Here is a 23815-nt window from a genome sequence, read left to right as displayed (position 1 = left end):
ACCAACGACGTCTACGTCGCCCTGTCCACCGGAACCACCTTCACCGCCAGCACAAAATGGCACGACTTCTTCGGCCTCACCGGCGAAACCACCCTGTAATCACCGAAGCGACAACCAGACGGGCGGGCCTGGCGGCAAGCCGGCCCCGCCCGTTTCCTGTCCTGTGGCAGATACCAGGCAGCAGGTCGACAGACTACTAAGTGGTACCGTATAGTGGTACTCGGTGATGCTAGGTACTGAGCCGGAGGACCTGCGGTGGATGACTTGACGGAGATGCTGAAGGGCACGCTCGAGGGTTGCGTGCTGCACATCATCGGCGGCGAGGAGACCTACGGGTACGCCATCACCCGCCGGCTGAACGACCTCGGCTTCACCGACGTCGTCGAAGGCACGGTGTACACGATCTTGCTGCGGCTGGAGCGCAACGGACTGGTCGACGTGACGAAACGGCCATCCGAGGTCGGCCCGCCACGCAAGTTCTATGCCCTCAACGACGCCGGGCGTCAGGAGCTCGCGAAGTTCTGGGCGAAATGGCAGTACGTCTCGTCGCGCATCGACAGTCTTAAGGAGGGCGGGAGATGAACTTCTGGGAAAGAGTCACCGGCAGCGATCTCACGCGGCAGTGGAAGGCGTTCGAAGCCCGCGCTGCGGCGTTACCTGCGGACTACCAACAGGTATGGGAGCAGGTCAAAGGTCACCTCTTCCCATTCGGGGATTTCAGTGGCCGCAACTTGACGCCCATCGCCGACGCCGCGTTGGCGCTTCTCGAAGAGGCATCCGCGGACGGGCAAGGCGTGGACGAGGTCTTCGGCGATGACGTCGGCGGATTCTGCACGGCGTTGGCAGGCGGGCAAGGTGCCCGGACCTATCGCGATCGGTGGCGCGAACAGTTGAACCGCAACGTGGCCCGCAAACTGAGCCGGCTGGGAGGTTGACGTGGGCATCCAGGACATCATCGAAGGCAAGCGGCAGTGGCGGGCGCATGTGGCCCGGGTCAAGGCGCTGCCACCGGACTACCGGATCGTGTACGAGGAGATGCAGAAGTACTTGTTCAAGGTCGGTCCGGTTGATCTGGCGGACGGACGCCTGCTGCCGGGGATCGTGGACTTCTTCGAGGAGGGCGTTGCCGCCGGCAAGGGTGTAGTGGAACTCATCGGCACCGACGTCGCCGCCTTCTGCGACGATCTGATCAAGGATTCGCGCACCTACGCCGAGATCTATCAGGAATCCCTCCGCGCCAAGTCGGATGCCGATGAGACGTGACGCCCGCCGTCGCGCGCCCATGTTGGTGCTGTCGAGCCGGCGCGCGTGCCGGAGACGGGTTCGCGGGCTGCAGGTGAGCGCGGCGATCTGGCTGTGCAAGTTCCGTGGGCGTACGGCTCGGTGGGGGAGACCATGAGCGATGTATGGCACCTCCATATCGCTTCCTGGAAAAGTTGCATTCATCAACATGTTTCCCGTGTGTTTCCTCTCGTAGCGTGACGTTCGGGAAGCGATGCGCTTTGCCAGACTTGCCCGATTGGCGCAGTGCGATCCAGCTTCCTCATCGGAATTCTGGATGGAGGTGCCATGCCGATCCGCCGTAGCCGAACAACAACCGTCCTGAGCCTCGTCGCCGTCATGATCGTGGGAGTCCTGGTCGCCCTCGCGCAGCAGCAGACCGCCACCGCTGCCGGCGCGTGGACCAGCGAAACCATCGCGGGCATGAACGTCCGCCTCTACACGCCGTCCACCGCCGGACAGCTGGACGGCAAGCGCGCTCTCATGATCAGCCTGCACGGCTGCGTTCAAACCAACGCCAACCTGCAGACTGGGGCCAACTGGGCCGGCACCGCCGACCAGTACGGCATGGTCGTCGCCCTGCCGGCGGCGCCGAACGGCGGCGTCATCGCCGGCTGCTGGGACTACTACGACACCAACCACAGCCGCAGCAATCCCGGCCGGCACGACGACGACCTGTTGAACCTCGTCAGCGCCCTGCTCGGGCGTACCTCCCTCAACCTCGACGCCAACCAGGTGTACCTGTCGGGTCTGTCGTCCGGCGGCGGCGAGACGATGGTCATGGGATGCCTCGCGCCCGACATCTTCGCCGGCATCGGCATCAACGCCGGACCGACTGTGGGCACGACCTCCGGTCAGATTTCGTCGGTCGCCACCAACCAGTCGACGGGCACCTCGGTCTGCAAGCAGTTCGCCGGCTCCTCGACCGCGGGCTTCACCACCCAGCTGACCTCGGTCGTCTACGGCAGCAACGACACGACGGTCGCACCCGGCTACAACACCCTCAACGGCCAGATCATGGCCGGCATCTACGGCGCCGCAACCACGTCGACGTTCAGCCTCAGCGGGCTGGCCGGAACCAACACGGCGGGCAGCGGCACGCTCTACTCCGACGCCCAGGGCCCCCGGGTCTCGGTCATTCAGAACACCGGCCTCGGCCACAACTGGCCGGCGGGCGGCGGGTCGGGAAGCAGCTACATCAGCACCAACAGCATCAACTACCCGGCGTACCTGGCGAGCTTCTTCTTCGCCAACAACCGGCGGGTGAGCCGGACGGGAACCCCGACCGCCTCACCGACCACGACGGCGACCTCGTCGCCGAGCCCCAGCCCGAGCGCGTCGCCGACTTCGGGTCTGTTCTGCGGCTCGGCGACGAACCTGCAGCACAAGACCGCAGGCCGGGCCACCAGCTACGGCGTCGACCCGTACAACCCCTACTACGCGAAGGGCACCCTGGCCTACCTGGGCCTGGGTGACTCCACGGTCACAACTCTGAAGGAGACCTCGGCGGGCGTCTTCGCCGTCGTCACCAGCTGCTGATCCGCACGGCCGGTCCGCACTGCGGGCCGGCCGACTGCGGCGATAGCGCCTGTTGCCGCCGGATCACGGGGTCAGCGGAGGCGGAAGCGGCGAGCGGTCCGGCGCGCCACGCGTACTCCGCCGACGAAGGCGCGGCCCATGCGTGCCGGTCCGGAGGTGCTCAGCAGCTCGACCAGGTGCAGCGTCTCGCGGAGTTTCTGCGCGCGCTCGTCGGCCAGCTGCTGGTAGGCGGCCCGTTGCGCCTGGGTCTCGGCCAGCAGGCGCGCCAGGTCGTCGCGTTCGCTCACCAGGTCGTGCCAGGTCTGGACCGGCTCGCCGGGCGGCACGTCCGCCGGGTGCAGCTCGATCCCGGCCATCGCGGCCAGCGCCACCGTCAGGTCGGTCACGCCTTCGGCCGGCCAGGCGTGCGCGTACCCGTTGCGCGTCAGGAAGGCCGCGAGCCGCCGCAAGGCCTCGATCGGCTCGTCGCCCGCGCTCAGCGCGGTCAGCCCGGACGGCTCGACGATCACTTGGTCCGCGGGCACGCCGGCGGGTCCCCGCTGCCACGCCTGCACCAAGTCACGGACCGCGGGAAGGTCGCGCTTCGCGGCGGCCTCGCTGATCGATTCCTCGAGGGTACGCCCAGCGGGGCCGGCTGAGTCCGGCACCGACGTGGGCAGGTCCGCGTCCGCAGTGGCGCCCGCGACGAGGAACCACGCCGCTGCGACCGGCATCGCCGCCTGGCTGCGCAGGGCGCGGGCGGCGACCTGGCCCGGATCGGCGAGCGCGCCCGGAGGAGGGCTGGTCCGCCGGAGCGCCGCCTGCAACACACCACTGTCCGGGGTGTCCGATCCGATCAGGACGGCCGGCTCGACCGGCGACGGAAAACCCCCGTACGCCCGGACGACCGGCCGGCCGAGCGCGCCGAGGATGGCGTCGAACCCGGGTCCGCCGAGGTCTTCGGCCCAGTCCTGATCGGCCGGCGGCTCGGGTGGCGCGGTCAACCAGTGCACCCCGAGCGGGTTGGTCATGCCCAGCAGCAGTACGCCGTCCGGCCGCAGTCGCCGGGTCAGGCGGTCCAGCACCTCGGTCCACTCCGGGCGGTCCGTCTCCGGTCCTGTGAGCCGGTCGAGCCCGGCCAGCGCCACGACCGTGTCGTACGCGATGTCGCCGTCCAACGAGGCGTCCAGCGCGAACAGGTCACCGGAGTAGACGGTCGCGGCCGGATAGCGGGCGGCCAGTGTTTCGGCGTCGGGCCGGGCGCGGACGAGCACGGTCAGCTGGTCCGCGCCGGTCGATTCGAGGATCGCGTCGATCAGCCCGGGATCGTGCGGTCCGGCGACCAGCACCCGCCCACGGGCCGCGAGCGCGAGCGTCGCGAGTGCCGCCCCGCGCGCCGGACCGGCGCCGTGCGTACCGTCGAGATCGGAGTAGGCGAGCAGCTCGCCGCCGAGCGGGTGGGTCATCGATCCGCCTTTTCTGTCGGCCAGCGCAGCAGCCAGCGCATCTCCGCCGGGTCCAGCAGCCGGTCGGCGCCCAGTTCGGCGACGGCCGCCGCGCGGGCCACCCCGACGTCGATCTGTTCCCCGTGCAGGTCGGGCCATTCCCGACGGACCCGCGCCTGCCCGCCGTAGACCGGGTTCTCCCGCTGGAGATGCATCGGGTCGCCGTAGACGGCCGGTTCGCAGCCCGCGAGGGTTCCATAGAACACCGCCGTCGACAGCCGGTTCGACGCGACGCGCAGATGACGGCGTTGCTCGCTGAGCTGCCGATAGAGGAACTCCGGATCTTGGTTGCCCCACCGGTCGCCCCGGTAGCCGTGGCAGATCACCCGGAACCCGGCCTGCTCGTAGCGCCGCCGCAGCCGCCGTGACTGGTACTCCTGCCAGTACAGGCAGATGGTCACCGGGCCGGGCTCGGTCAGCTGGATCTGCGCGATCAGGCGGCTGTGGTCGCCGAGGACGTCCTGGCCCTCCCAGCCGTGAAACGGGTACCAGATGGTGCCCCGGCGCGGTTCCGCCGGCTCGTCGGGCATCATCCGCACCAGATACGCCCAGGGCGCGCCGAGGGCGTACGCCGTATGCCGGCCGAGCGACCAGGCGCGGCGGCGGGTGCGTTCGGACCACACGAGTAGCGGCACACCCGGCACGAAGTCGTGGTCGGGGGCCATGCCGTCGCCGATGTTCCAGCCGTGCTGCAGATAGCCGTGGATGCGCGGGAAGTCGCCGTCGTCCAGTCCGCAGTAGCGGGCCAGGATGCGCGAGTGCCCGTAGTAGTGATTGGCGTGATGCACGGAACTCATTCGGTCGGCGTGGTCAAAACGTCGCCGGGCGACGCCAGGAGCAGGGTATCCGGCTCGACCTGAACAACGCACGTACGGCAGGTGACTTTCTTGCCGTGGCTACCCTGGAGATCATGAAGCGGCTGGTAGACCTCTCGGTGGCCGGGAACGAGGCCAGTGACCTGCTGCGTGTCGAATCGCCGGAGATCCTCGCCGCGCTGGGCGCGCGGGCGGCGTACTGGACGGTCCTCGACGAGGGTCCGGTGGAGGACTGCCTGGCCGTGCTCGCCGTGGGCGACGACGGCTGGCACGCTCGGCACCTGCCCGCGATCGCCGGTACACACACCGGCCGCACCGAGGACGGCGAGGCGCTGGCCCGGCACGACGGCTGGGTCTACGTGATCGGCTCGCATTTCGGCTCCAAGTCCGGCCCGCTACGCCCGAAGCGGGCCTTCGTCGCCCGGTTCGCCGAAAGCCTGGCGCCGCGACTGCAGGTCGTGCGGCACCGGTTCACCCTGCATCGGCTGGTCAACGAGGCGTTGCGCCGGCTCGCCGAGGCGGGTCATCCGGCCGCGCCCGAGCCGCCCGCCGATCGGGTGCACGCGACGTTCATCGAGCAGACCCGCCGCCGGGGCGAGGCCAAGGCCAAGCAGTGGGTGGGCGACCTGCGTACGGGTGATCATCCGATCAACGTGGAGGGCGCCGCCTTCACTCCGGCCGGCACCCTGTTGCTGGGCCTGCGGTGGCCGGTCTCGACCGCCGGGGAGCCACTCCTCGTCGAGATCGAGGGGATCCCCGGCATGTTCGGCGAAACGCCTGTGCCGCTGTCGGTCGTCGCCGTGTACGCGTTGACCGGCGTCGGGCCCGGCCCGCTGGGCGTACGCGCCCTGGCGCCGCGTCCGGGCGTGCCGGGGGAGTACGACGTGATCGTCGGCTCGATCGACGCGCTCGGCAAGAACTCGGTCCTGATCGAGGAGCACCCGCAGGCCCGCGACGCGACCTGCGCGCATCTGCGGTTCACCCTGCCCGGCGACCGGCCGGTCGAGGTCAAGCCGGTCTTGGTGGCCGATCTCGCGCCGCTGCACCACGTCGAAGGCGTCGCGGAACTGGACGGCTCATCGCTCTACGTCACCGACGAGGATCACCGGGTCGCGCTCTGGGCGCACCATACCTCGGCGTCGGCCAGGTAGGCGTGCGTCTGGCCGGTGACGGCCGAACCTCCGACCGTCAGCGTGCCCGAGACGCACGGCAGGTAGACGGTCGACAGCAGATGCGGGACGCCGCCCAGGTCGAAGGCCTCGTCCCGGACGAGCCGGCGATCCTTCGGCCCGGTGATCTCGACCGTCACGTCGGCGGCGGACGCCCGCAGCCCCACGCCGAGATCCTGTTCCCAGGCCACCGGGGCGTCGACGACCGCCGGATCCGGCCACTGCTCTCCGCGTACCTCCGGGAAATGCCGGGTGAACTCCTCGGCCAGCCAGCGGCCCAGCTCGGGCGACCCGGTGACCACCCGGGTGGCGCCCGCGTGCCAGAGGACGAGCGCGAGCCCGGCGCCGCGCTCGGACCAGTCGACCCGCCAGACCGAGGCGAACGCGAGCAGGCGGTCGCCGTCGCGGACCGTCATTCCGGGATTGGCACCGATGAGGCGGACCGACATGGCCGCCACGGTACGCGATCAGACGCCGTGCCGGGTGACCAGACTGGCCTTGCCCTCGGCGAGGCGGTAGGACATGCCGACGACCGCGCAGCGGCCCTCCGCGACCCGCTCGGCGATCAGCGACGAACGCTCGATGATCGTGTCGGCGGTGTAGCGGATGTGCTCGGTGACCGCGAGATCCGGATCGCGCACTGCCAGCTCGCGGACCGGAACCACGCTGATCATGACCCGTTCGACGATGTCCCGGATGAACCCGGGCGGGCTGGTGCCCTCGGCGATCGAGTCCAGGGTCGCGCCGATCGCCCCGCACGAGTCGTGGCCGAGGACGGCGATGAGCGGCACGTCGAGCATGGCGACCGCGTATTCGATGCTGCCCAGCACCTCCGCGCCGACCACGTGCCCGGCGGTCCGGATGACGAACAGGTCGCCCAGGCCCCGGTCGAAGATGATCTCGGCGGCCAGCCGGGAGTCGGAGCAGCCGAACAGCACGGCGAACGGGCGCTGGCCGGTCGCGTTGACCGCGCGCCGATCGGCGTCCTGGTTCGGGTGCAGGAGGTCACCGCCGACGAACCGGTCGTTGCCGTCGAGCAGCAACTTCAGCGCGTCGGCCGGGCTCACCGGCAGGTCGGTGTACTCGGGCTCGCTCATCTCGGCCTTCCGGTCGACGGATCATGAGTCCTAGTTCGTCATTCTGCCCCACGAAGATTGCCCGTGTATGTGGTAGACCTCATAAGCGCCCGTTTCCCGGCGTTGGCCGGCGGCGACGGGCTCGGCTACCGGAGCCGGGTCGGCACCCAGAAGCGCAGCTTGCCGCCGTCGGCCTCGAACAGCCGGCCACCGGCGGCCTCGATCACCTTCCGCGAGGCGATGTTGGTGTCGTCGCAGGTCAGCAGGGCGGGGTCGATGTCCAGCGCGGCGGCGACCGGCAGTGCGTCCAGCAGCATGCGCCCGGCGTACCCCTGCCGTCGGCGTGACGGGCGGACGTCGTAGCCGATGTGCCCGCCGACGAGGCGTAGCTGCGGGGTGAGCCGGTGGCGGATGCCGACGCGGCCGACGAACTCGCCGTCCTCGATCCACCACAGCGTCGTCGCCGGCACCCAGCCACGCGGGCGAGGAGTCTCCTCCAGCGGCGCGGCCAGCAGATTGGCGACGTACCGGGCGAACGTGGCGGGATCGGCAAGCCGGTCGGGATCGAGATCGGCGACGAACGGCGAACGCCCGGTCGGGTCGGCCTCGTGGAACTCGCGTACGCCCGCGGTGAACGAGACGCGGTGCCGGACGTCCGGCGCTTCCAGCGGCATCCGTTGATTCTAGGTTCAGCGGCGGCCGTTGCGGGTGGTCCCCGCGTGATCGTTGCGTCAGGCGCCGGGGAGGTGCTTGCGCCGAGCCGCCAGAAGTGCGGTCAGCTGTTTCAGGCGGCGGAATGCCCGAATGAGCAGCATGGCTGACGCAATGATCTTGCGAAGAAGGGATGCGGCCCGCGCGGCTCCGGCGACAGCAGGCGTGTCATAGTGCGCGAGTGGACATCGAAGCGTTCTGGGATCTCGTCGAGGCCGCCGACAGGAGCGGGTCCGACCGGACGCAGCAGCTCACCGAGGCGCTCGCCCAGCGTACGGTGGCCGAGCTGGTCGAGTTCGACCTGCAGTTGGAGCGGCAGAAGCAGCGCGCCGACACCTGGCAGATGTGGGGCGCGGCGTACGCGATCTGCGACTCGCACTGCTCCGACGACGGCTTCTGGTACTTCCAGTCCTGGCTGATCGGCCTGGGCCGGGAGACGTTCGAGCGGGTGGTCGCCGATCCGGACGCGCTCGCCGACGTTCCCGAAGTACGCGCCCTCGCCGGTCGCCCGTCCCACGAGTGGGCCGAGGACGACTGGCCCGACTGGGAACTGCTCGACTACGTCGCAGCCGAGGCGTACGAGCGGATCACCGGCGGGGACGGCGACGACTTCGAGGATCTGCTGTCGGCGGCCGGGGCGAGCGGGCAGGCCTCCCCGGAACCGTCCGGCGAGTCCTGGGACTTCGAGGACCCGGCCGAGAACGCGCGCCGCCTGCCCAAGGTGAGTGCCCTGTTCCCGTTGTCGCCCATCGAAGAGCGCGACGCGCGTACGGAGGCGGTGTTCGCCGACTTCCTCGCCCAGTCCGGCCAGTCCGAGGAGGAGTTCTTCACCGCCCTGGAAAGCCGCGTCCAGGGCGGCAAGTAGAGTAGGTTCATGATCACGAAGGAGTGGGCGGCCGAGTTCAGCCGCCACTGGGTGGACGCCTGGAACAGCCACGATCTGGAGGCGATCCTCGCCCACTTCCACGACGACGTGGTCTTCACCTCGCCGGTCGCCGCACAGCTGCTGCCCGACACCGGTGGCGTCCTGCGCGGCAAGGAGGCGCTGCGGGCGTACTGGGGCAAGGGATTGCAGGCGATCCCCGATCTGCGCTTCAGCGTCGAGGCCGTCTTCGCGGGCGTCAGCACGATCGTGATCAGCTACCGCAACCAGCGCGGAAACGTCGTCAACGAGGTGCTGATCTTCGACGGCGACCTCGTCGCGCAAGGCCACGGCACGTACCTCGGCCAGGACAACCCGGCCGGTGTCACCGCCTAGACGCGGCGGGCGACCGTGATGATCTCGCGGCTGTGTGGGCCGATCCGCGTACCGTCCCAGTCGCCGAACTGATCGGCGATCGCGAATCCGGCGTCGGTGAGGAACGCGTTCAGCGTCGGCACGTCGAGGAAGCGCAGCGCCGTCTGCTCCGTCCGCACGATCGTGCCGGACGGGTCGCTCACGAAGCCGGTGAAGGTCACGACGTCGGCGTCGACCGCGTCGACCTGATACCAGCTCCGAAGTGGATGGCCGTCGGCGTCGGTGAAGTCGGTGACATTGGCGGGATTCCACTGTTCCCACGCCCGCGCCTGCGGATGCCGCGTCTCGAAGGCGAAGCGCCCGCCGTCGCGCAAGGCCGCGCGGATCGCGGTGAGCGACGCGCGTATCTCCTCGTCGCCGGTCAGGCATTGAAACGCGTGGCTGGTCATCGTGGCCAGGTCGAACTCGCGGGTCCAGGCCGCGTCGGCCGCGGCTCCGGACACCCATTCCACAGTGGTACGCGCTGACTGCACTCCTGGCGGCTCACGCAAGCGTTCCCCGGCGGCGCGACCGAGCATCGCCGGGTCGGGTTCGAGGCCGACCAGCCGGCCTCGGTGGCCTTGGGATCGGGCGTAGTGCAGCATCGATCCGGTTCCACAGCCGACGTCGAGCACGGAATCGGCGGCCATGACGAGCCGGTGGTAGAAGGCGTCCGAGGCGTACCGGTCGACGTCCCAAGGGTTGAGCACATCGTAGAGAGCGGCGAACTCGGCGTCGGAGATCATTCTGGCATCGTGCCAGAGGCCGTGCTGCCGTAGGCTCGGACACGGGAGGTCACGTGTCCAATACGCGCCGTGCACAACCGCGCCTGGTGCCGTCGCCGCGCGGCGGGGTGTTGTCGGTGGAGGTGAGCGGCGCGCCCGACGGACGGCCGGTCTTCCTGATGCACGGTACGCCCGGCAGCCGCAGCGGGCCGCGTCCGCGCAGCATCGTCCTCTACCGCATGGGCGTACGCCTCATCTCCTACGACCGTCCGGGATACGGCGGCTCCACCCGGGTGCCCGGTCGGCTGGTGCGTGACGCGGCCGACGACGTGGCCGCGATCGCCGACGATCTCGACCTGCCGACGTTCGCCGTGATCGGCCGGTCCGGCGGCGGGCCGCACGCGCTGGCCTGCGCGGCGCTCCTGCAGGGCCGGGTGACGAGGACGGCCGCGCTGGTCAGCATCGCCCCGCCGGACGCACCCGGCCTGGCCTGGTTCGACGGGATGGCGAAGGGCAACACGAGCGACTACGAGGTGGCCGACCGCGACGTCGCGCTGTTCACCGAGCGGCTGCTGGAACGGGCCGACCATGTGCGCCGTGATCCCCGGATCCTGATGGACGCCCTGCGTGGGGAACTGCGGAACTCCGATCTGCGGGTGATCGACGACGCCGCGTTCCGCCGCCACATCACCGACACCTACGTCGAGGCGATGCGCTACGGCGGGCACGGCTGGGTGGACGACGCCCTGGCGTTCCGGCGCGACTGGGGGTTCCAGCTGTCCGACGTGGACACCGAAGTGCTGCTGTGGCACGGGGCGGACGACTCGTTCTCGCCGGTCGGGCATACGGAGTGGCTGGCGTCCCAGCTCAAATGGGTCGAGGTGCAGATCCAGGCGGACACGGCGCACTTCGGTGCGATGGAGATCCTGCCGCAGGCGTTGGCCTGGGTCGTCGCCGGCACCTGATCCGGGGTCGGGTTCACCCCTCGGGGAAGGAGGCGACCTGGAACTTCAGGTACGCCAACTGCCGGCGCAGCTCGGCGGCGTCGGGCTCCTCCGCGACGGTCAGGCGCTCGCTCCAGGTCTGTTCGAGGCTGCGGCCCAGGCGGCGGCCTTCGGCGTACTGGCCTCGCCGGCGCAGGTGGCGTAGCCGGTGCAGCAGCAGCTGCCGGACGGCGGGATCGGTGCACCCGGCCGCGCCCGAGGCGTCCAGATGCGGCCCGAGTTCGGCGTACGCTCCCCAGCCGCGCGGATCGTCCTCGTCGGCCGGTGGGCGGGTCGCGGCGAGCACCACGTGGGCCTGGTGCCGGGTGAGCGCGAGGTCGGTGTCGGTCATCCGTGATCGGATCACCTGCTGGAGCACCGGGTGGACGACGACCTTGGCGCCGCCCGCTTCGGGGCCGCGAACGTCGAGCTGGATGAGGGCGAGCCGGGTCAAGGTCTGCACGAGTTTGCCGCGAGTCCAGCGGTCGGTGACCGCCGGGTCGACCTCGGCGAGGGCCGCCGCGAGGGCGTCGCTGTACACGATGGACAGACCGATCTCCGGTCCGAGCACCGAGCACACCTCCAGCAGCCGATACGCCGCCGCGGCCTCGGTCCGTAACCGGTCGAGCGACGCGTTCCACCAGCGCAGACGCGATCCGATCCGCTCCGGCTCGACGAGCAGTTCGGCCGCGGGCCGGCCGGTGTCGGCCAGCCAGCGCCCGGCGGCGGCCACGGCCACGGGCAGGTCCGCCACGGACGCGGCCACCTGGACGGCCTCGGAGTCGCGGATGGTCGGCAGGCGATGCCGCAGGTGCGCGATGCTCTCCGCCCGGTCGAACAGGCCGATCTCCAGCGGTTCGGCGTGCTCGGCCCAGGCCGGGTCCCGCGAGGTGACCAGCGTGTGCCCGAAGCCGCGGGGGAGCAGCCCGGCGATCGCGTCGAAGTCGTCGGCTCCGTCGAAGACGATCAGCCAGTCGCCGGACATGCGGCCGCGTTCCAGCGCCGCGAGCGCGGCCTTGGCCGCGGCGACGGGCGACGGGCGCTTGACCGCCAGGTGCGGCGCGAGCGCGGCCAGCTGGGCGGTCACGTCACCGGCCGCGTCGATCCACCACACCAGGTCGTACGCGGCGGCGTAGCGGTGGGCGTACTCGACGGCGATCTGGGTCTTGCCGATGCCGCCCATGCCGAGGACGGCGACGCGCGACCCACCGGGGAGCAGCGCCGCGCCCTCGTGATCGCGCAGCCGGTCGCGCAGCTCGCGCATCTCCTGCCCGCGGCCGGTGAACCGGGGCTCCCGCCGGGGCGCCGAGAAGATCGACGGCGCGCGGCCCGGGAAGCGGATCGGCGGATGCGGTCCATCCAGGACGGTTCCGGCGTGACCCAGGAGGGTGAGCAGGTTCGTCGTGGCCGCGACCACGTCGTCGCCCCACAGCCGGGCGCTGTGGGCGGCGTCGAACGCGCTCACCGGCGCGACGTCGGCCACGTACGCGGCCAGCGGCGGGCCGCCGGTCTGGGCGCGTTCGTCGTGGGTCAGCCGGGACAGCGTGGCCGCGTTGGCCGCCGAGACCAGGGTGAGCCGGGTCGCCCCGGGCGGTGGATCGATCCCGTCGAGCGCGGGGTCGGCGACGGCCAGCCCGGCGCTGCGGCAGATGGAGGTGACCCATTCGGCCCAGACCGCGTCGGTCGCGGCGTAGTGGAGGGCGATGTCGCTGACGGCGGGGTCGGGCGTCCGGACGAACCGGGCGGCAGTACGCCGCCGCACGCTCTCGTTGAGCATCGGTGGCCCGGTGACCTCCCCGTTCGTGATGTGCCGGACCAGTTCCGTGTACGCCGACAGCAACGTGCCGGGCACCCCCGGCGGATCGGCGACGGCGGCGAGGATCTCCTCGAACGCGTACGCGGGCTGGTAGGGCACCTCGACGGCGGCCCAGTAGCGGCGGCGCTGCGCCTCGGTCAGCCCGGCCGGCAGCCCGGCCAGGCGTCGCATCGCGACCGTCCGGCCCGCCTGAGCCTGCGCCGCCTGGCTCCGGTCGATGTGCATCGGCGCGGGCAGTACGCGGATCGCCCGGTTGCGGTGGCGGCTGGCGATCTCCCGGGCGAGCACCGACGCGCCGGAGATCGCCTGCTCGGCGAAGGTGAAGCAGGTGACCAAGGTGTCCGGCAGATGCGCCGTGCAGATGTCGGCCAGCTCGCTGAGCCCGGTCCGGCTGTCGATCAGCACGTAGTCGTAGCGGCGGCGCAGATCCTCCCGGAGCGCGTCGAAGAACCGGCCGCCGTGCCGCCGCTCGTAGAAGTCCTCCCAGTCGAGGTCGCCCAGATGGGTGGCGTAGTCCCGGTTCTGCCGACCGGCCGACAGGAGATCAAGTCGTCCCCGGCCGAACGACCACTTCAGAGGGAGGGCGTATCGGTCCACTTCGGCGTAATGGGCGTACCAGGCCGGGTCCTGCGGCTCACCCGCCTCGGTCGCGTGCTCGAACTCGCGGATCAGGTCGATCACCCCGCCCGCCGTGGACAGCCGGGCGACGTCGAGGAACGGATGGAGGAACCGGTGCAGGCCAGGTGATTCGAGGTCCCAGTCGGCGGCCAGCACGCGTTTGCCGGCGGAGGCCAGGATCCAGGCCACATTCGCCACCGCCATGGTGCGCCCGGTGCCGCCCTTGAAGGAGTAGAACGTGACTATCTCACCGCGTCGACGATCGGTGCCGCTGCTCACACAGGGCCTCCCTCATATGCGATGTCCTTCGATTAAAGCACTCCGGCACGACGCCGTAACGATTCATCGTTTCCGATGTTTTGTGGGACGGTCGCGGTCGGTTACGATCCGTTCGGGTATCGGTTCATTTCAGGACCTGCTCAACGAGGGGAAAAGAGAGCCCATGGCCGAGTCGGCGACGCGAGGCACGCTCGAGAACCTCGTAGACATGCTCGTCCGGCTGCCCGAACTGGCCGACCCCGCCGTCCGCGACCACCTCGTCGACCGCGTACGCCAAGAGCTGCGCCGGCCGCTGCGGATCAAACGCTTCGCCGACGTACGCCCCGAGCTGTCCAGCTTGGTCAACGCGTGCAACGCGTGCTCGGGCGGCCTGCGCGTACTCGCCTCCGTGGTGGCCGAACAGCACGTGGGCGACATCGCCGCCGTGCGGGCCGCCGTCACCGACCTGAGCCCGGGGCTGCTGTCGGTGCCCGACCGTGATCACCTGCGCGGCCTGCTCGCCAACCTGCCGGCCAATCAGATCGGCGAAGCCGTCGACGGACTCGGCGGCGCCGAGCAGCTCTACTCCATGCGTACCTGGCGGGACACGGCGAACGCGATCCGCATCATGGAGGGCCTGCCGATCCCCGAGGACGGCGTGCCGCAGGTGCTCGCCTTCGCCAGCCGATTGTCCGAACTGCTCACCGGGCCCGTCTCGGACGGTCTGCGGACCTGGGTCGACACCGTCGCAGGTGGACTCGGCGTGGACCTGGCCGCCCTCGTCGTGCTACGGGGCGGCGCCGGTCCGCTGGCCGCGCCGTCCGCGTTCACCCCGCCGGCCCCGCGTGGCCCGGTGCCGCCACGCCGCTCGGAGACCCGCGTCGTCGGCGGTGGCGTACCGACCCGGAACCGGCACTTCACCGGCCGCAGCGAGCTGCTCGACAAGCTGACCGACGTGCTCAGCAGCGGCGAGCAGGCGGCCGTCCTGCCCCCCGCCCTGCACGGACTCGGCGGTGTCGGCAAGACGCAGCTCGTCGTCGAATACGTCTACCGCCACCTCGACGATTACGAGCTGGTCTGGTGGATCCCCTCCGAGCGCACCACGACGGTGCTGGCCTCGCTGACCCAGCTCGCCGAGACGCTGCACCTGACCGTGGCCGAGGACCGGCAGCAGACCGCTCGGACGGTGCTCGACGCGCTCGCCGGCCTGCGGGTGCCGTGGCTGCTCGTCTACGACAACGCCGACGACCCGGACGCGCTCAAACCGTTCCTGCCCGCCACCGGCGGCCACGTCATCGTGACGACCCGGAACCCGGAGTGGGGCGCGGTCGGGCGGCCCATCGAGGTCGACGTCTTCCCCCGCGACGAGAGCATTCAGCTGCTCGAAGGCCGGGGCCTGCAACTGAAGGAAGGCGAGGCGGAGAACCTCGCCAACAAGCTCGGCGACCTGCCGCTGGCGCTGGAGCAGGCGGTCCTGTGGTGCAAGTCCACCGCGATGCCGGTCACCGAGTACATCGACCTGCTGGACAGCCACCGGCGCTCGGACCTGCTGTCGGAGTCCAAGCCCTACGGCTACCCGATCACGGTGACGGCGTTCGTCACGCTCGCCAGCGCGACCCTGCGGGAGAAGGCTCCGGCCACCGCCCAGCTGTTCGAACTGCTGTCGTTCCTCTCCGGCGAGCCGGTTTCGCAGAATCTGCTGAGCCGAGGCAAGTCGGCCAACGTCACCGAGCCGCTGCGGTCCACTCTCAACGATCCGGTCGCGCTCAGCCGGGTCGTCCGCGACCTGAACAACCGCGGTCTGGCCAAGGTGGACCCGGCCCAGCGCATCCAGGTGCACCGCCTGGTGCAGGACATCCTCCGCGACATCCTGCCGGAGGACCGGGCGGAGACGACGCTGCGCAACGCCCAGCGGCTGCTGGCGGCGGCGAACCCGGGCGACCCCGACGAGCGTGGCGAACTCGAGAGCCAAGCCGAACTCGGCCCGCACCTCGACCGCGCCCGGATGATCTACGCCGAGGACGACGACGCTCGTGTCGCGGTCCTCGACCACGCCCGATACCTCTACCTGATCGGCGACTACGAGAACAGCCTCCGGTTGGCCACCGACGCCGCCGCGCACTGGAGCAAGCCCAGCGACGACCCGCTGCTCGGACCGGACGGTCTCTACACCCTCCGGGCGGCCAGCGTCCGGGCGAACGCGCTGCGCGTACTCGGGCAGGCGAGCGAGGCCCAAGTCGTCGCCAACGACACCTACAACCGGATGTGCGCCAGCCCGCAGATCGGGGAGATGCACGAGTTCACCCTCATCCACGCCAACCAGGTGGGCCACGACCTGCGGATCGCAGGACGCTACAACGAGGCGCTCGCGTTCGACACCGCGTCGCTGGCCCGGCACCGGCGAGTGTTCAACGCGACCGAGGCGTACACCCTGCGGGCGCAGGCCAACCTCGCCGTCGACCTGCGCATGATCGGCGACTTCGCCCAGGCTTTCGAGCAGGACAAGGAGATCGCCAACCACTGGGAGGACGTCGGCGGGACCGACCCCCGGGCCTTGGCGGCATACATCAACCAGGCTCGCAACTACTACGGCATGGGCGCGTACCGGGCGGGTCTGGAGTGGATCCAGCAGTGGCGCGAGCCGCTGGCCGACGCGCTGGGCGCGGGGAGCAGCCAGGTGCTGCTGGCCGACCGGACCTACGCGATCCTGCTGCGCAAGCTCGGCTACCTCTTCGAAGCGCGGGCGGTGCTGCGCGAGCACTTCGAGCGCAGCCTCAGCCGGTTCGGCGAGACGCACGAGTTCACCAACGCCGCCGCGGTCAGCTACGCGAACGTGCTGCGCCAGGTCGGCGAGCTGGACGAGGCGGCCCAGCTCATCGAGGACGCGCTCGAGCGGTACGACGTCTACTTCGGCGTCAAGCACCCGCTGACCTTGGCGGCGCGGGTCAACCAGGGCATCCTCATGCGGGCGATGGGCGACTACGACGACGCCCGCGTCCTCGGCGAGAGCTGCTTCACCGACTTCGCCGAAGTGCTGGGCGCCGGCCACCCGTACACGATCTGCGCCGGGGTCTCCCGTGCGACCGACCTCGCCCTCGCCGGTGACCACGCGGCGGCCGCTCAGCTGTCCGAGGAGATGCACCGGATCAGCCAGCAGATGTCCGGCGGCGGTCACGAGGCCCGCAACGGCGCCGAGCACCCCTATCTGCTGATGCGCGGCATCAACCTCGCCCACGACCTGCGCGCCGTGGGCCGGACCGCCGAAGCGGACCGGCTGCGGCAGACGTCCTTCCGGGCGTTGCGAGACTCGCTGGGCGCCAACCACCCCGAGGTGCAGGCGATCGAACGCGACGAACGGACCGAGGGCGACATCGAGCCGCCCCCGACCTGATCGCTAGGCCGTGGCGGCCGCGTTCTGGTCGCTCCAGCGGCGGAACGTGTCGCTCAACGTCAGCTCCGCGGCCCGGACGACGTCGTGCGGGAGCGGCTCGGCGAGGAGTTCGTCGGTACGCTTCCGCAACCCCCGCACCAGGCGTACGCCGTCGGGCAGCAACGCGCCGGCCTCGACCGACCGCAGTCCTTCGGCGACGTTGACCCGAGCCTCGGCGAACTTGCGCGTGGCCTCCTCGGCGATGTCCGGCTCGGCCCGCAGTGCCCGCCAGCTGTCGGCCACGCCGACGAAGGCGTACACGCCTTGCAGGAGACCGGCGAGCGGCCGCGGGTCGGTCCGCCACGGCGCGAAATGGCGGCTCGTGTCGGCCGGGTCGGTCATCGGCACGAGGTCCAGGATCGCGCTGAGCTTCGAGTGCTGGAACTCGTGCACCATCGTCACCGCGAACTCCGCCGCCGACGGCGGCAGCGTGAGCCCGAAGACGCCGAACGCGTACTTGATGGTGGCGCTGCGGGCCGACCGCGAATCGGTCTGCGCCAACGGGACGAGCGTGCGCAGTCCGGCGGCGAGTTCGGCGGCCCGCTCCGGCAGCTGCCGAACCAGCAGCCCCCACGCCTCGGCGAACAGCTTGTCCCACTGTTCCAGCTCGGCGTCGTCGAGCCGGTTCGCCGGGGGAGCGTGGTGGCCGTGCCGGTACGGGTCGACGTCGTCGAGCGAGATCCGGACGCCGGGCGCGGACAGGAACCGCACCCGCTGGAAGCCGGGCACATCCTCCGCAGTGGACAGCAGTACGCGATCCCCGTCGACGTCGGCGGAGATCGCTCCGTCGTGGGCGATGAGGCGTACGGGGCGGTCGCCGACGGTCAGCGCGCCGACGCTGGGCACCGACGCGACGCCGTCGCGTACCGGGACCGCCAGGTCGGCCGGCACGCCGGCCGCCGCGGCGGCGACCACCGCGATGCCCGCGAGCTGGCCGAAGTCGGACGGGTCGGCGACGCCCCGGCCCAGTGCCCGGGTCACGATGCCGGACCAGGAGCCGACAAGTGGTGCGCCGAGGACGTCGGCGAACCGGTCGGGGTCGGCGGCGCGAGCACGGTCGAGCGTGTCGCGGATCGCGTCCCGTTCGGCAACCGGGCCCGGCCACTCGGAAAGCAGATTTCCGATGAGGATCAAATGGCGGCTCACCTGCGCCCGCTGCAACGCGGCGATGGCGGACGGGCCGCCGTCGCCCGCGGCGAGGGCGGTGAAGGTAGCGGTATCGAGTTCGTGGAACGTCGTCACTTAAGGTCTCTCCAGTGCGGCGGCGCGCCGCAGTTCGGTGGCGACGCGCGCGGTGATGTGATCGATGAGACGGCGTAGATCGCCGCAGTACGCCGAAGGATTGCGGAAGCCCGCGCCCGGCCGGTAGCGATGGGCGTAATGGCCGCCGCCGCAGACGTCGCGAACCGGGCAGCCGAGGCAGGTCTCCGACAGCGCCCGGCGGCCCAGCTGACGGGCGACCACACCCGGGTCGTCGAAGACGTCCTCGAGATCGTCGTGCCGAACGTCGAGCCCGGTCGCGGCAGCACCGGGATAGGCGGACTTCAGAGCGTCCACCTGCTCGATCGCCCCGTCGGACTCGACGACGAGCATGCCGGCCGGGCTCAGGCCGACCTGTTCGGAGCCGCTCGCCCCGCCCAGCAGCAAAGCCAGGATGTCGTCGAACAGCCGGACGCGGATCGGATCGCTCCGGCCGTACCAGTGGTCGAAGACCGCGATCAGCCAGTCGGCGTACGGGGTCGCCCCGGGCCGCGCGTGCGGCGGCGGAGTGCCCCAATTGGCATGGGGGAGAAGGAAATCGATCATCGGCGGGTCGAACGCCGACAGCGTCTCGAAGGTCGCGATCGGATCCGACTCGGGGGACACAGTGGACAGGATGCCGGCGTACGCCGGGCGCAGCTCCGGTTCCCGCAACAGGTCCAGCGCCCGGGCGGCGGCGGCGTGACTTCCCCGGCCGGACCGCGTACGCCGATGGCGGTCGTGGTCGGCCTCGGTCCCGTCGACGCTCACGCCGACGGCGATCCGCAGGGCGACCAGCCGTTCCAGCGTACGCCGGGTCAGCAGGACGCCGTTGGTCTGCATCCCGACGTCGGCGCGGGTGCTCAACGGCAGCTTCGCGTGCAGGTACGCCACGAGCCGCTCGATGCGGTCGAGCCGGAAGAGCAAGGGCTCGCCGCCGTGCAGGATCACCTGCACCCGGCGTAGGCGATGCCGGGCGGCGTATCGGGCGAGATTGTCGACGGCGGCCTGCCACACTTCCGTGGACATCACCGCCGGGCGGTCCTGCCAGCTCTGGTCGGGCGACTCGTAGACGTAGCAGTAGTCGCAGGCCAGGTTGCAGCGCTGGTGGACCTTCAAGATCACGTCGCGGACCGGTGCCGGACGCCAGCCGGCGGCGCGCAGCCGTTCCGGGTCGAGCTCGGCGTACGGCCATGGCGCCGCCACCCGCTGCGCGTCCCGGAGCAGGCTGAGCCCGCCGGCCGGCGTCATCGTCATCCGGCCGTGGCTCAGGAGGAGGTGAACGACTGGAAGGCGGAGATGATGCCGTCCGGGTCGTCCAATGCGCGGATGACCCGGCGGGCCGCCCGAGCGAGGGCGTCGTCACCACCGGAGATCACGTCGAGCAGTGGACGGTCGGAAAGGTCAACGAGCGGGGACCATTCGCCCGACGTCGGTTCCGACATAGTTGCGGCGTTCACCATAAGCTCCCGCTTGGGTGCGTGTTCTGTCCTTCCCGGACGGGCTTGTCCGGCGATTCACCATAGGATGCGTGGAGATCATTCCCCAGCGGAAACCCTCGAACTTGGCAAAACTTGACGCCGCTCGGGTGACCCCGCCAGTGCCGGGCTGACCTGCGGATCCACCCGTCTGTCGCGGTCACATCGGCCAGGGGTCCAGGTCGCATTCCACCCGGTTTCCCCGCGCCAGCCGGGCGACCTGCTCGTGCTCGCCGAACAGCTTCGTCCAGCCCGTGAGCATGCTTTCGCGGAGGCGGTCGTCCGGGGTGCCGACGGCCAGCAGATCGAGGGTGAGGTTCGTGCCCGCCGCGAGCGTGTCGGGGTGTTCCGGCCCGAGAACACGCTCCGCGACCGCGTACGCCGATCGCGAGGCGGCGACGGCTCCGGCGCGGTCGCCGGTCAACGCCAGATCGGTGGCGTGGTTGACCGCCGCGATGATCGCGTACGGATGGTCGGCGCCCAGCGTACGGCGCAGGTGTTCGGCGGCCCGCTGGCCGAGTTGCCGGGCGACCGGCCACTGGCCCTGGGCGCGGTGCACGGCGGCGAGGTTGACCCGGGCCGCCACCGCGAGCGGGTGACGGTCGGACAGCCGCCGTTCGTAGGCCGCGATCGCGTCGAGGATGAGCTGTTCGGCCTGGCCCGTCCGCCCGGCTTCGCGAAGCGCGTTGGCATAGCTGAGGGCGACCGCCAGCACCTGCGGAGCGGCCTGGTCGAGCAGTTCCCGGCAGCGCAGGTGCAGCCCGGCCAGCTCGTCCAGCGCCCCGGTCCGGCCGAGGCGGCGGCGCACCATCGCAGCCGTACGCCCCGCGGCAAGCACCCCGGGATCATGGTCGCCGATGAGCCGGGCGCCCTGGGCGGTGTACTGGTCGAGCAGGTCCAACGCCGGCTGGTACTGCCCGAGCCCGGTCAGGTCGTCGGCCAGCGCGAAGGCGACCCGGACGGCGTCGATCGCGTCGTCGGAGGCGGTGAGCCGGTCGAAGTCGTGCTGGTCGAGATCGGCCGCCTCGGCGTACCGGCCGGCGTGGCGCAGGCTGGCGGCCAGGTGGCGGCGGCAGTCCACGGTACGCGCGTGGGCCGACCCCAGCGCGGCCACCGACCGTTCGTACGCCTGCTGCTGGGCGTCGACCGCGCGGGCGTACCGGCCCATCATGAGCAGGTCCAGCGCCGCACCCACCTCGGCGGCCAGGGTCAGCTCGTGTTCCGGCCCGTACGCCGGGCTCGTCTGCAGATGCCGCACCGCGGCCGTCGCGAGCGCCCGAGCCTCCGCGTACGCCCCCAGTCCCCGAAGCGCGGCGGCCAGTTCGACGCGGGCGCGCAGCACGAGTTCGTGATCCGGGCCGAGGGAGCCGGGCCGCTGCCATTCCTCGACGGCCGAGCGGGCCAGGTCGGCCGCGCCGGCGAGGTCGCCGTCCAGCGCCCGGAATTGGACCTGGTCGATGATGAGCTGCCGGGCGTTCGGGTGGGCCGACTCGACCAGGCGCGCCGGTTGCAGGTGGGCGTCGATGTCGCGGTAGCCCTGCGCCAGCGCCGAACCGGGCGGGCCCAGCCGGGCTCGGGCGAGGATCTCGTGCACGTGCCGCCGGGCGACCTCGGCGTCCCCGGCCGGGATGATCTCGACCAGCGCCTGCCGGGCCGGGGACGTCATCTCGACCTGGACCGCGCCCAGCCGGACGAGACCGTAGTTGGCCAGCTCACGCAGCGCGATACGCAGCTCGATCGGGTTCGCCAGGATCTCGCCGACCCGGCCGTCGACCGTGCCGTCGCGTTGGAGCAGCGCCATCGGCACCGGGGCCGCACCGAACCAGCCGAACAGGTCGAGGATGCGGCGATGGTCGGCGCTGAGGATCTCGCGAACCGCGCGTACCGTGCCGACCAGGGGACCGGACGGGGCGTGCGAGTTGCGCAACGTCTCCAGATCCACCCGGGCCGCGATGTCCAGCGCGAGCGGCAGCCGCCCGGTGAGGTCGATGATCTCGGCCCGTTGGGAGTCGGTGCTGTCGGGCAGCCGGCGTTCGAGGAACTCGGCGGCCTCGTCCGGGCCGAAGTCGAGCACTTCGACCTCGATCATCGAGGTGTCGTACGCGAGTTCGCGGTCGGTCGTGGTGACGAGGACGTGCCCGCCGCCGTTGGGGATCAGGCCGCGTACCTGCCGATCCTCCACGCCGTCGAAGATCAGCAGATACGGCAGGTTCGGCGAGCTCAGGTACGCCTTCAGCGCCGCCAGCGACCGGTCGCCGTCGCCGAGGCCGAGCTCGGTCGCGAGGTCGCCCAGATCCGCCCGCGCCTGATCAGCGCTGGCGCAGCGGATCCACCACGTCACCGGATAGTCGTCGGGATAGCGGTACGCGTACTCGGCGGCCAGCTGAGTCTTGCCGGTGCCGTTGACGCCGTGCAGGACGACCGTCGCCGTCGGGTGCTGCTCGAACGCGTTGCGCAGCCGGATCAGCGTCGCCCGGCGGCCGGTGAACCAGGTGTTGCGGTCGGGCAGGCGGCGTACCGGCCGGGAGCCGTTCTCCGCCCGGGGCGGCGGCGGCAGCCCGCGCCCGGATCGCAGCGTTCGATAGTCCTGCTGGGCGAGCGTCCACAGTGCCTGAAATCCGGCCAGGATCTCCGACTCCGCCCGAGGCGTCGGCGTACGCCGGTTCAGCTCGACGACGATCGACAGGTATTTGGGCCACGACAACAGATAGGAGCCTTTGAGCGCGGCTCGATAGGTCTCATGGGAGACCGCCTCCAGCGCCCGGTTCTTGTAGATGGCCGAGCTGATCGTACGGGCGGACGGACCGCCGGCGAGCAGGTAGAGGTCGTGCAACCCGTCAACCAGGTCGCGAAACGATCCCGGCGGAACCGCGTCGTAACCGGGTCTGCTGATCTGCACGCGTGGCTCGCTTCTGGAGAACCGTCGGCGGTGGGCGGTGGGACCCGACGCGAGCATATCGACGCGACGTACTCCCGCGCCATCGACACGCGTTGTCGGATGCCCGGGTCGCACACTCCGCGTCACTTGTCGACAGCGGATAGATTTGCCGCTATGGCGCGCGTGGTTATGGTGCACGGGATCAACAACACGTACGCGAGCCGTCCCCAGATGGCCGATCGATGGATCCCCGCCTTGCGCGGCGGTGTGGACAACGCCGTCCTCGAAGGACTGACCGCACCGGTCGAGGTCGCCGCCGGAGACGTCGAATGCGTCTTCTACGGCGACCTGTTCCGCCCGGCCGGACGACGGCTCAGCGGTGACGTGCCGCCACTGACCGCCGACGACGTCGAGGACGGCCCGGAGCTGGATCTGCTGCTCGCCTGGTGGGCGGCGGCCGCGCAGACCGACCCCGGGGTGCCGTCACCCGACGGGCGTACGCTCGGCCCCAAGGCGACCGCGCGGGCGGCGGTGCTGGCCCTGGCCGGTTCGCGGTTCCTGGCGCGGATTTCCGAGCGCCTGCTGATCTTCTGGCTCAAGCAGGTCACCGCCTATTTCACCGACCCGGTGATCCGGGCGGCGGTGCAGGACCGGTTCGCCGCCGCGATCTCCGCCGACACCCGGGTGGTGGTGGCCCACTCGCTCGGCTCGGTCGTCGCGTACGAGGCGTTGTGCGGGCATCCCGAGTGGCCGGTCACCGATCTGGTCACGCTCGGGTCGCCGCTGGGTGTGCCGCACATCGTGCTGCACCGGCTCGTCCCGGCCGTCGGCAGCTGGCCGAACGTCGCCCGCTGGAGCAACATCACCGATTCGGGCGACTTCGTGGCCCTGCGGCCCAGGCTGCGGGAGGTCTACGGCGACCAGGTAATGGATGTGGAGATCGCCAACGGGATCAGCGCCCACGAGGTCGAGCGGTACCTGTCGGCCGCGCCGACCGGGGTCGCCGTCGCCACGGCGCTCCTGAATGGACAGATCTAGC

General features: G+C 70.9%; 21 protein-coding genes. 10 read left to right on the top strand and 11 right to left on the bottom strand.

Features of this window, described 5'->3' with window-relative positions:
* Positions 1 to 255 precede the first annotated feature (255 nt).
* The 4 genes from AB0H43_RS06415 (at position 256) to AB0H43_RS06400 (ending at position 2820) form a co-directional block, all read left to right on the top strand.
* Positions 256 to 582, top strand: coding sequence for a PadR family transcriptional regulator (locus AB0H43_RS06415; protein WP_359997384.1), 327 nt, complete (start codon positions 256 to 258; stop codon positions 580 to 582).
* The gene (locus AB0H43_RS06410; RefSeq protein ID WP_359997381.1) at positions 579 to 935 is read left to right on the top strand and encodes a DUF1048 domain-containing protein; all 357 of its coding nucleotides are present in this window, start codon (positions 579 to 581) and stop codon (positions 933 to 935) included. Before AB0H43_RS06415 ends, AB0H43_RS06410 begins: the two co-directional genes overlap by 4 nt.
* 1 nt (position 936) lies before the next feature.
* Positions 937 to 1263: a DUF1048 domain-containing protein gene (locus AB0H43_RS06405; protein WP_359997378.1), complete on the top strand. Its 327-nt coding sequence runs from the start codon at positions 937 to 939 to the stop codon at positions 1261 to 1263.
* A 306-nt stretch (positions 1264 to 1569) separates the two neighbouring features.
* Positions 1570 to 2820: a PHB depolymerase family esterase gene (locus tag AB0H43_RS06400; protein ID WP_359997375.1), complete on the top strand. Its 1251-nt coding sequence runs from the start codon at positions 1570 to 1572 to the stop codon at positions 2818 to 2820.
* Positions 2821 to 2891: 71 nt separating this feature from the next.
* Here the strand turns inward: AB0H43_RS06400 and AB0H43_RS06395 are convergent, their stop codons facing one another.
* Together AB0H43_RS06395 and AB0H43_RS06390 are read right to left on the bottom strand one after the other, a co-directional pair.
* Complete coding sequence (locus tag AB0H43_RS06395; protein WP_359997373.1) at positions 2892 to 4265, bottom strand: hypothetical protein; 1374 nt, start codon at positions 4263 to 4265, stop codon at positions 2892 to 2894.
* On the bottom strand, positions 4262 to 5092 hold the full coding sequence (locus AB0H43_RS06390) for a hypothetical protein (protein WP_359997447.1): 831 nt from the start codon (positions 5090 to 5092) through the stop codon (positions 4262 to 4264). The genes AB0H43_RS06395 and AB0H43_RS06390 overlap by 4 nt, the downstream gene beginning before the upstream one ends.
* Before the next feature lie 119 nt (positions 5093 to 5211).
* Here AB0H43_RS06390 and AB0H43_RS06385 point away from each other — a divergent pair, with 119 nt between their 5' ends.
* Positions 5212 to 6270 (top strand): hypothetical protein, encoded by a 1059-nt coding sequence (locus AB0H43_RS06385; RefSeq protein WP_359997444.1) that lies wholly within the window; start codon positions 5212 to 5214, stop codon positions 6268 to 6270.
* Here AB0H43_RS06385 and AB0H43_RS06380 read toward each other — a convergent pair.
* From AB0H43_RS06380 to AB0H43_RS06370, 3 genes are all read right to left on the bottom strand, one after another.
* Positions 6222 to 6737 carry a hypothetical protein gene (locus AB0H43_RS06380; RefSeq protein WP_359997370.1) on the bottom strand — a complete coding sequence of 172 codons (516 nt, stop codon included), beginning with the start codon at positions 6735 to 6737 and terminating at the stop codon, positions 6222 to 6224. The two genes, AB0H43_RS06385 and AB0H43_RS06380, sit on opposite strands and share 49 nt — an antisense overlap.
* Before the next feature lie 18 nt (positions 6738 to 6755).
* Entirely contained in the window at positions 6756 to 7385 is a 630-nt protein-coding gene (locus AB0H43_RS06375) for a carbonic anhydrase (RefSeq protein WP_359997367.1), read from the bottom strand.
* 125 nt (positions 7386 to 7510) lie between these two features.
* Positions 7511 to 8038 (bottom strand): GNAT family N-acetyltransferase, encoded by a 528-nt coding sequence (locus tag AB0H43_RS06370; RefSeq protein ID WP_359997364.1) that lies wholly within the window; start codon positions 8036 to 8038, stop codon positions 7511 to 7513.
* A 218-nt stretch (positions 8039 to 8256) separates the two neighbouring features.
* Between AB0H43_RS06370 and AB0H43_RS06365 the strand changes: the two genes are divergently transcribed.
* Both AB0H43_RS06365 and AB0H43_RS06360 read left to right on the top strand, forming a co-directional pair.
* On the top strand, positions 8257 to 8940 hold the full coding sequence (locus AB0H43_RS06365; RefSeq protein WP_359997361.1) for a DUF4240 domain-containing protein: 684 nt from the start codon (positions 8257 to 8259) through the stop codon (positions 8938 to 8940).
* A 9-nt stretch (positions 8941 to 8949) separates the two neighbouring features.
* Complete coding sequence (locus AB0H43_RS06360; RefSeq protein WP_359997358.1) at positions 8950 to 9333, top strand: nuclear transport factor 2 family protein; 384 nt, start codon at positions 8950 to 8952, stop codon at positions 9331 to 9333.
* On the opposite strand, the gene AB0H43_RS06355 is transcribed toward AB0H43_RS06360, so the two are convergent.
* Positions 9330 to 10097 (bottom strand): class I SAM-dependent methyltransferase, encoded by a 768-nt coding sequence (locus AB0H43_RS06355; RefSeq protein WP_359997355.1) that lies wholly within the window; start codon positions 10095 to 10097, stop codon positions 9330 to 9332. The two genes, AB0H43_RS06360 and AB0H43_RS06355, sit on opposite strands and share 4 nt — an antisense overlap.
* Before the next feature lie 53 nt (positions 10098 to 10150).
* On the opposite strand from AB0H43_RS06355, the gene AB0H43_RS06350 reads away from it, so the two are divergent.
* A complete protein-coding gene (locus AB0H43_RS06350; protein ID WP_359997352.1) occupies positions 10151 to 11041 on the top strand; it encodes an alpha/beta hydrolase in 891 nt (296 codons plus the stop codon).
* 13 nt (positions 11042 to 11054) lie between these two features.
* On the opposite strand, the gene fxsT (AB0H43_RS06345) is transcribed toward AB0H43_RS06350, so the two are convergent.
* A complete protein-coding gene (gene fxsT / locus AB0H43_RS06345; protein WP_359997350.1) occupies positions 11055 to 13772 on the bottom strand; it encodes an FxSxx-COOH system tetratricopeptide repeat protein in 2718 nt (905 codons plus the stop codon).
* 163 nt (positions 13773 to 13935) lie between these two features.
* Here fxsT (AB0H43_RS06345) and fxsT (AB0H43_RS06340) point away from each other — a divergent pair, with 163 nt between their 5' ends.
* Positions 13936 to 17142 (top strand): FxSxx-COOH system tetratricopeptide repeat protein, encoded by a 3207-nt coding sequence (gene fxsT / locus AB0H43_RS06340; protein WP_359997347.1) that lies wholly within the window; start codon positions 13936 to 13938, stop codon positions 17140 to 17142.
* A 3-nt stretch (positions 17143 to 17145) separates the two neighbouring features.
* On the opposite strand, the gene AB0H43_RS06335 is transcribed toward fxsT (AB0H43_RS06340), so the two are convergent.
* The 4 genes from AB0H43_RS06335 to fxsT (AB0H43_RS06320) all read right to left on the bottom strand — a co-directional run bounded on the left by AB0H43_RS06335 (position 17146) and on the right by fxsT (AB0H43_RS06320) (position 22797).
* The gene (locus AB0H43_RS06335; protein WP_359997344.1) at positions 17146 to 18423 is read right to left on the bottom strand and encodes an HEXXH motif domain-containing protein; all 1278 of its coding nucleotides are present in this window, start codon (positions 18421 to 18423) and stop codon (positions 17146 to 17148) included.
* Positions 18424 to 19677: an FxsB family cyclophane-forming radical SAM/SPASM peptide maturase gene (locus tag AB0H43_RS06330; protein WP_359997341.1), complete on the bottom strand. Its 1254-nt coding sequence runs from the start codon at positions 19675 to 19677 to the stop codon at positions 18424 to 18426.
* 11 nt (positions 19678 to 19688) lie between these two features.
* Complete coding sequence (locus tag AB0H43_RS06325) at positions 19689 to 19865, bottom strand: hypothetical protein (RefSeq protein ID WP_359997338.1); 177 nt, start codon at positions 19863 to 19865, stop codon at positions 19689 to 19691.
* 193 nt (positions 19866 to 20058) lie between these two features.
* Positions 20059 to 22797, bottom strand: coding sequence for an FxSxx-COOH system tetratricopeptide repeat protein (gene fxsT / locus AB0H43_RS06320; protein WP_359997335.1), 2739 nt, complete (start codon positions 22795 to 22797; stop codon positions 20059 to 20061).
* A 153-nt stretch (positions 22798 to 22950) separates the two neighbouring features.
* Between fxsT (AB0H43_RS06320) and AB0H43_RS06315 the strand changes: the two genes are divergently transcribed.
* Positions 22951 to 23814 (top strand): hypothetical protein, encoded by an 864-nt coding sequence (locus AB0H43_RS06315; RefSeq protein WP_359997333.1) that lies wholly within the window; start codon positions 22951 to 22953, stop codon positions 23812 to 23814.
* Position 23815 lies beyond the last annotated feature (1 nt).

Origin of the sequence: Hamadaea sp. NPDC050747, from assembly GCF_040654195.1 — a bacterium.
In the GTDB taxonomy this organism is placed as follows: domain Bacteria; phylum Actinomycetota; class Actinomycetes; order Mycobacteriales; family Micromonosporaceae; genus Hamadaea.
This window is presented reverse-complemented; position numbering and strand designations above follow the sequence as displayed.

What these genes read in the sequence shown, in the direction of transcription:
- fxsT (WP_359997347.1), top strand. Translation starts at nt 13,936, where the DNA reads ATGGCCGAGTCGGCGACGCGAGGCACGCTCGAGAACCTCGTAGACATG.
- AB0H43_RS06325 (WP_359997338.1), bottom strand. Translation starts at nt 19,865, where the DNA reads ATGTCGGAACCGACGTCGGGCGAATGGTCCCCGCTCGTTGACCTTTCC.
- AB0H43_RS06355 (WP_359997355.1), bottom strand. Translation starts at nt 10,097, where the DNA reads ATGATCTCCGACGCCGAGTTCGCCGCTCTCTACGATGTGCTCAACCCT.
- AB0H43_RS06400 (WP_359997375.1), top strand. Translation starts at nt 1,570, where the DNA reads ATGCCGATCCGCCGTAGCCGAACAACAACCGTCCTGAGCCTCGTCGCC.
- AB0H43_RS06370 (WP_359997364.1), bottom strand. Translation starts at nt 8,038, where the DNA reads ATGCCGCTGGAAGCGCCGGACGTCCGGCACCGCGTCTCGTTCACCGCG.
- AB0H43_RS06315 (WP_359997333.1), top strand. Translation starts at nt 22,951, where the DNA reads ATGGCGCGCGTGGTTATGGTGCACGGGATCAACAACACGTACGCGAGC.
- AB0H43_RS06360 (WP_359997358.1), top strand. Translation starts at nt 8,950, where the DNA reads ATGATCACGAAGGAGTGGGCGGCCGAGTTCAGCCGCCACTGGGTGGAC.
- AB0H43_RS06410 (WP_359997381.1), top strand. Translation starts at nt 579, where the DNA reads ATGAACTTCTGGGAAAGAGTCACCGGCAGCGATCTCACGCGGCAGTGG.
- AB0H43_RS06395 (WP_359997373.1), bottom strand. Translation starts at nt 4,265, where the DNA reads ATGACCCACCCGCTCGGCGGCGAGCTGCTCGCCTACTCCGATCTCGAC.
- AB0H43_RS06380 (WP_359997370.1), bottom strand. Translation starts at nt 6,737, where the DNA reads ATGTCGGTCCGCCTCATCGGTGCCAATCCCGGAATGACGGTCCGCGAC.
- AB0H43_RS06330 (WP_359997341.1), bottom strand. Translation starts at nt 19,677, where the DNA reads ATGACGATGACGCCGGCCGGCGGGCTCAGCCTGCTCCGGGACGCGCAG.
- AB0H43_RS06375 (WP_359997367.1), bottom strand. Translation starts at nt 7,385, where the DNA reads ATGAGCGAGCCCGAGTACACCGACCTGCCGGTGAGCCCGGCCGACGCG.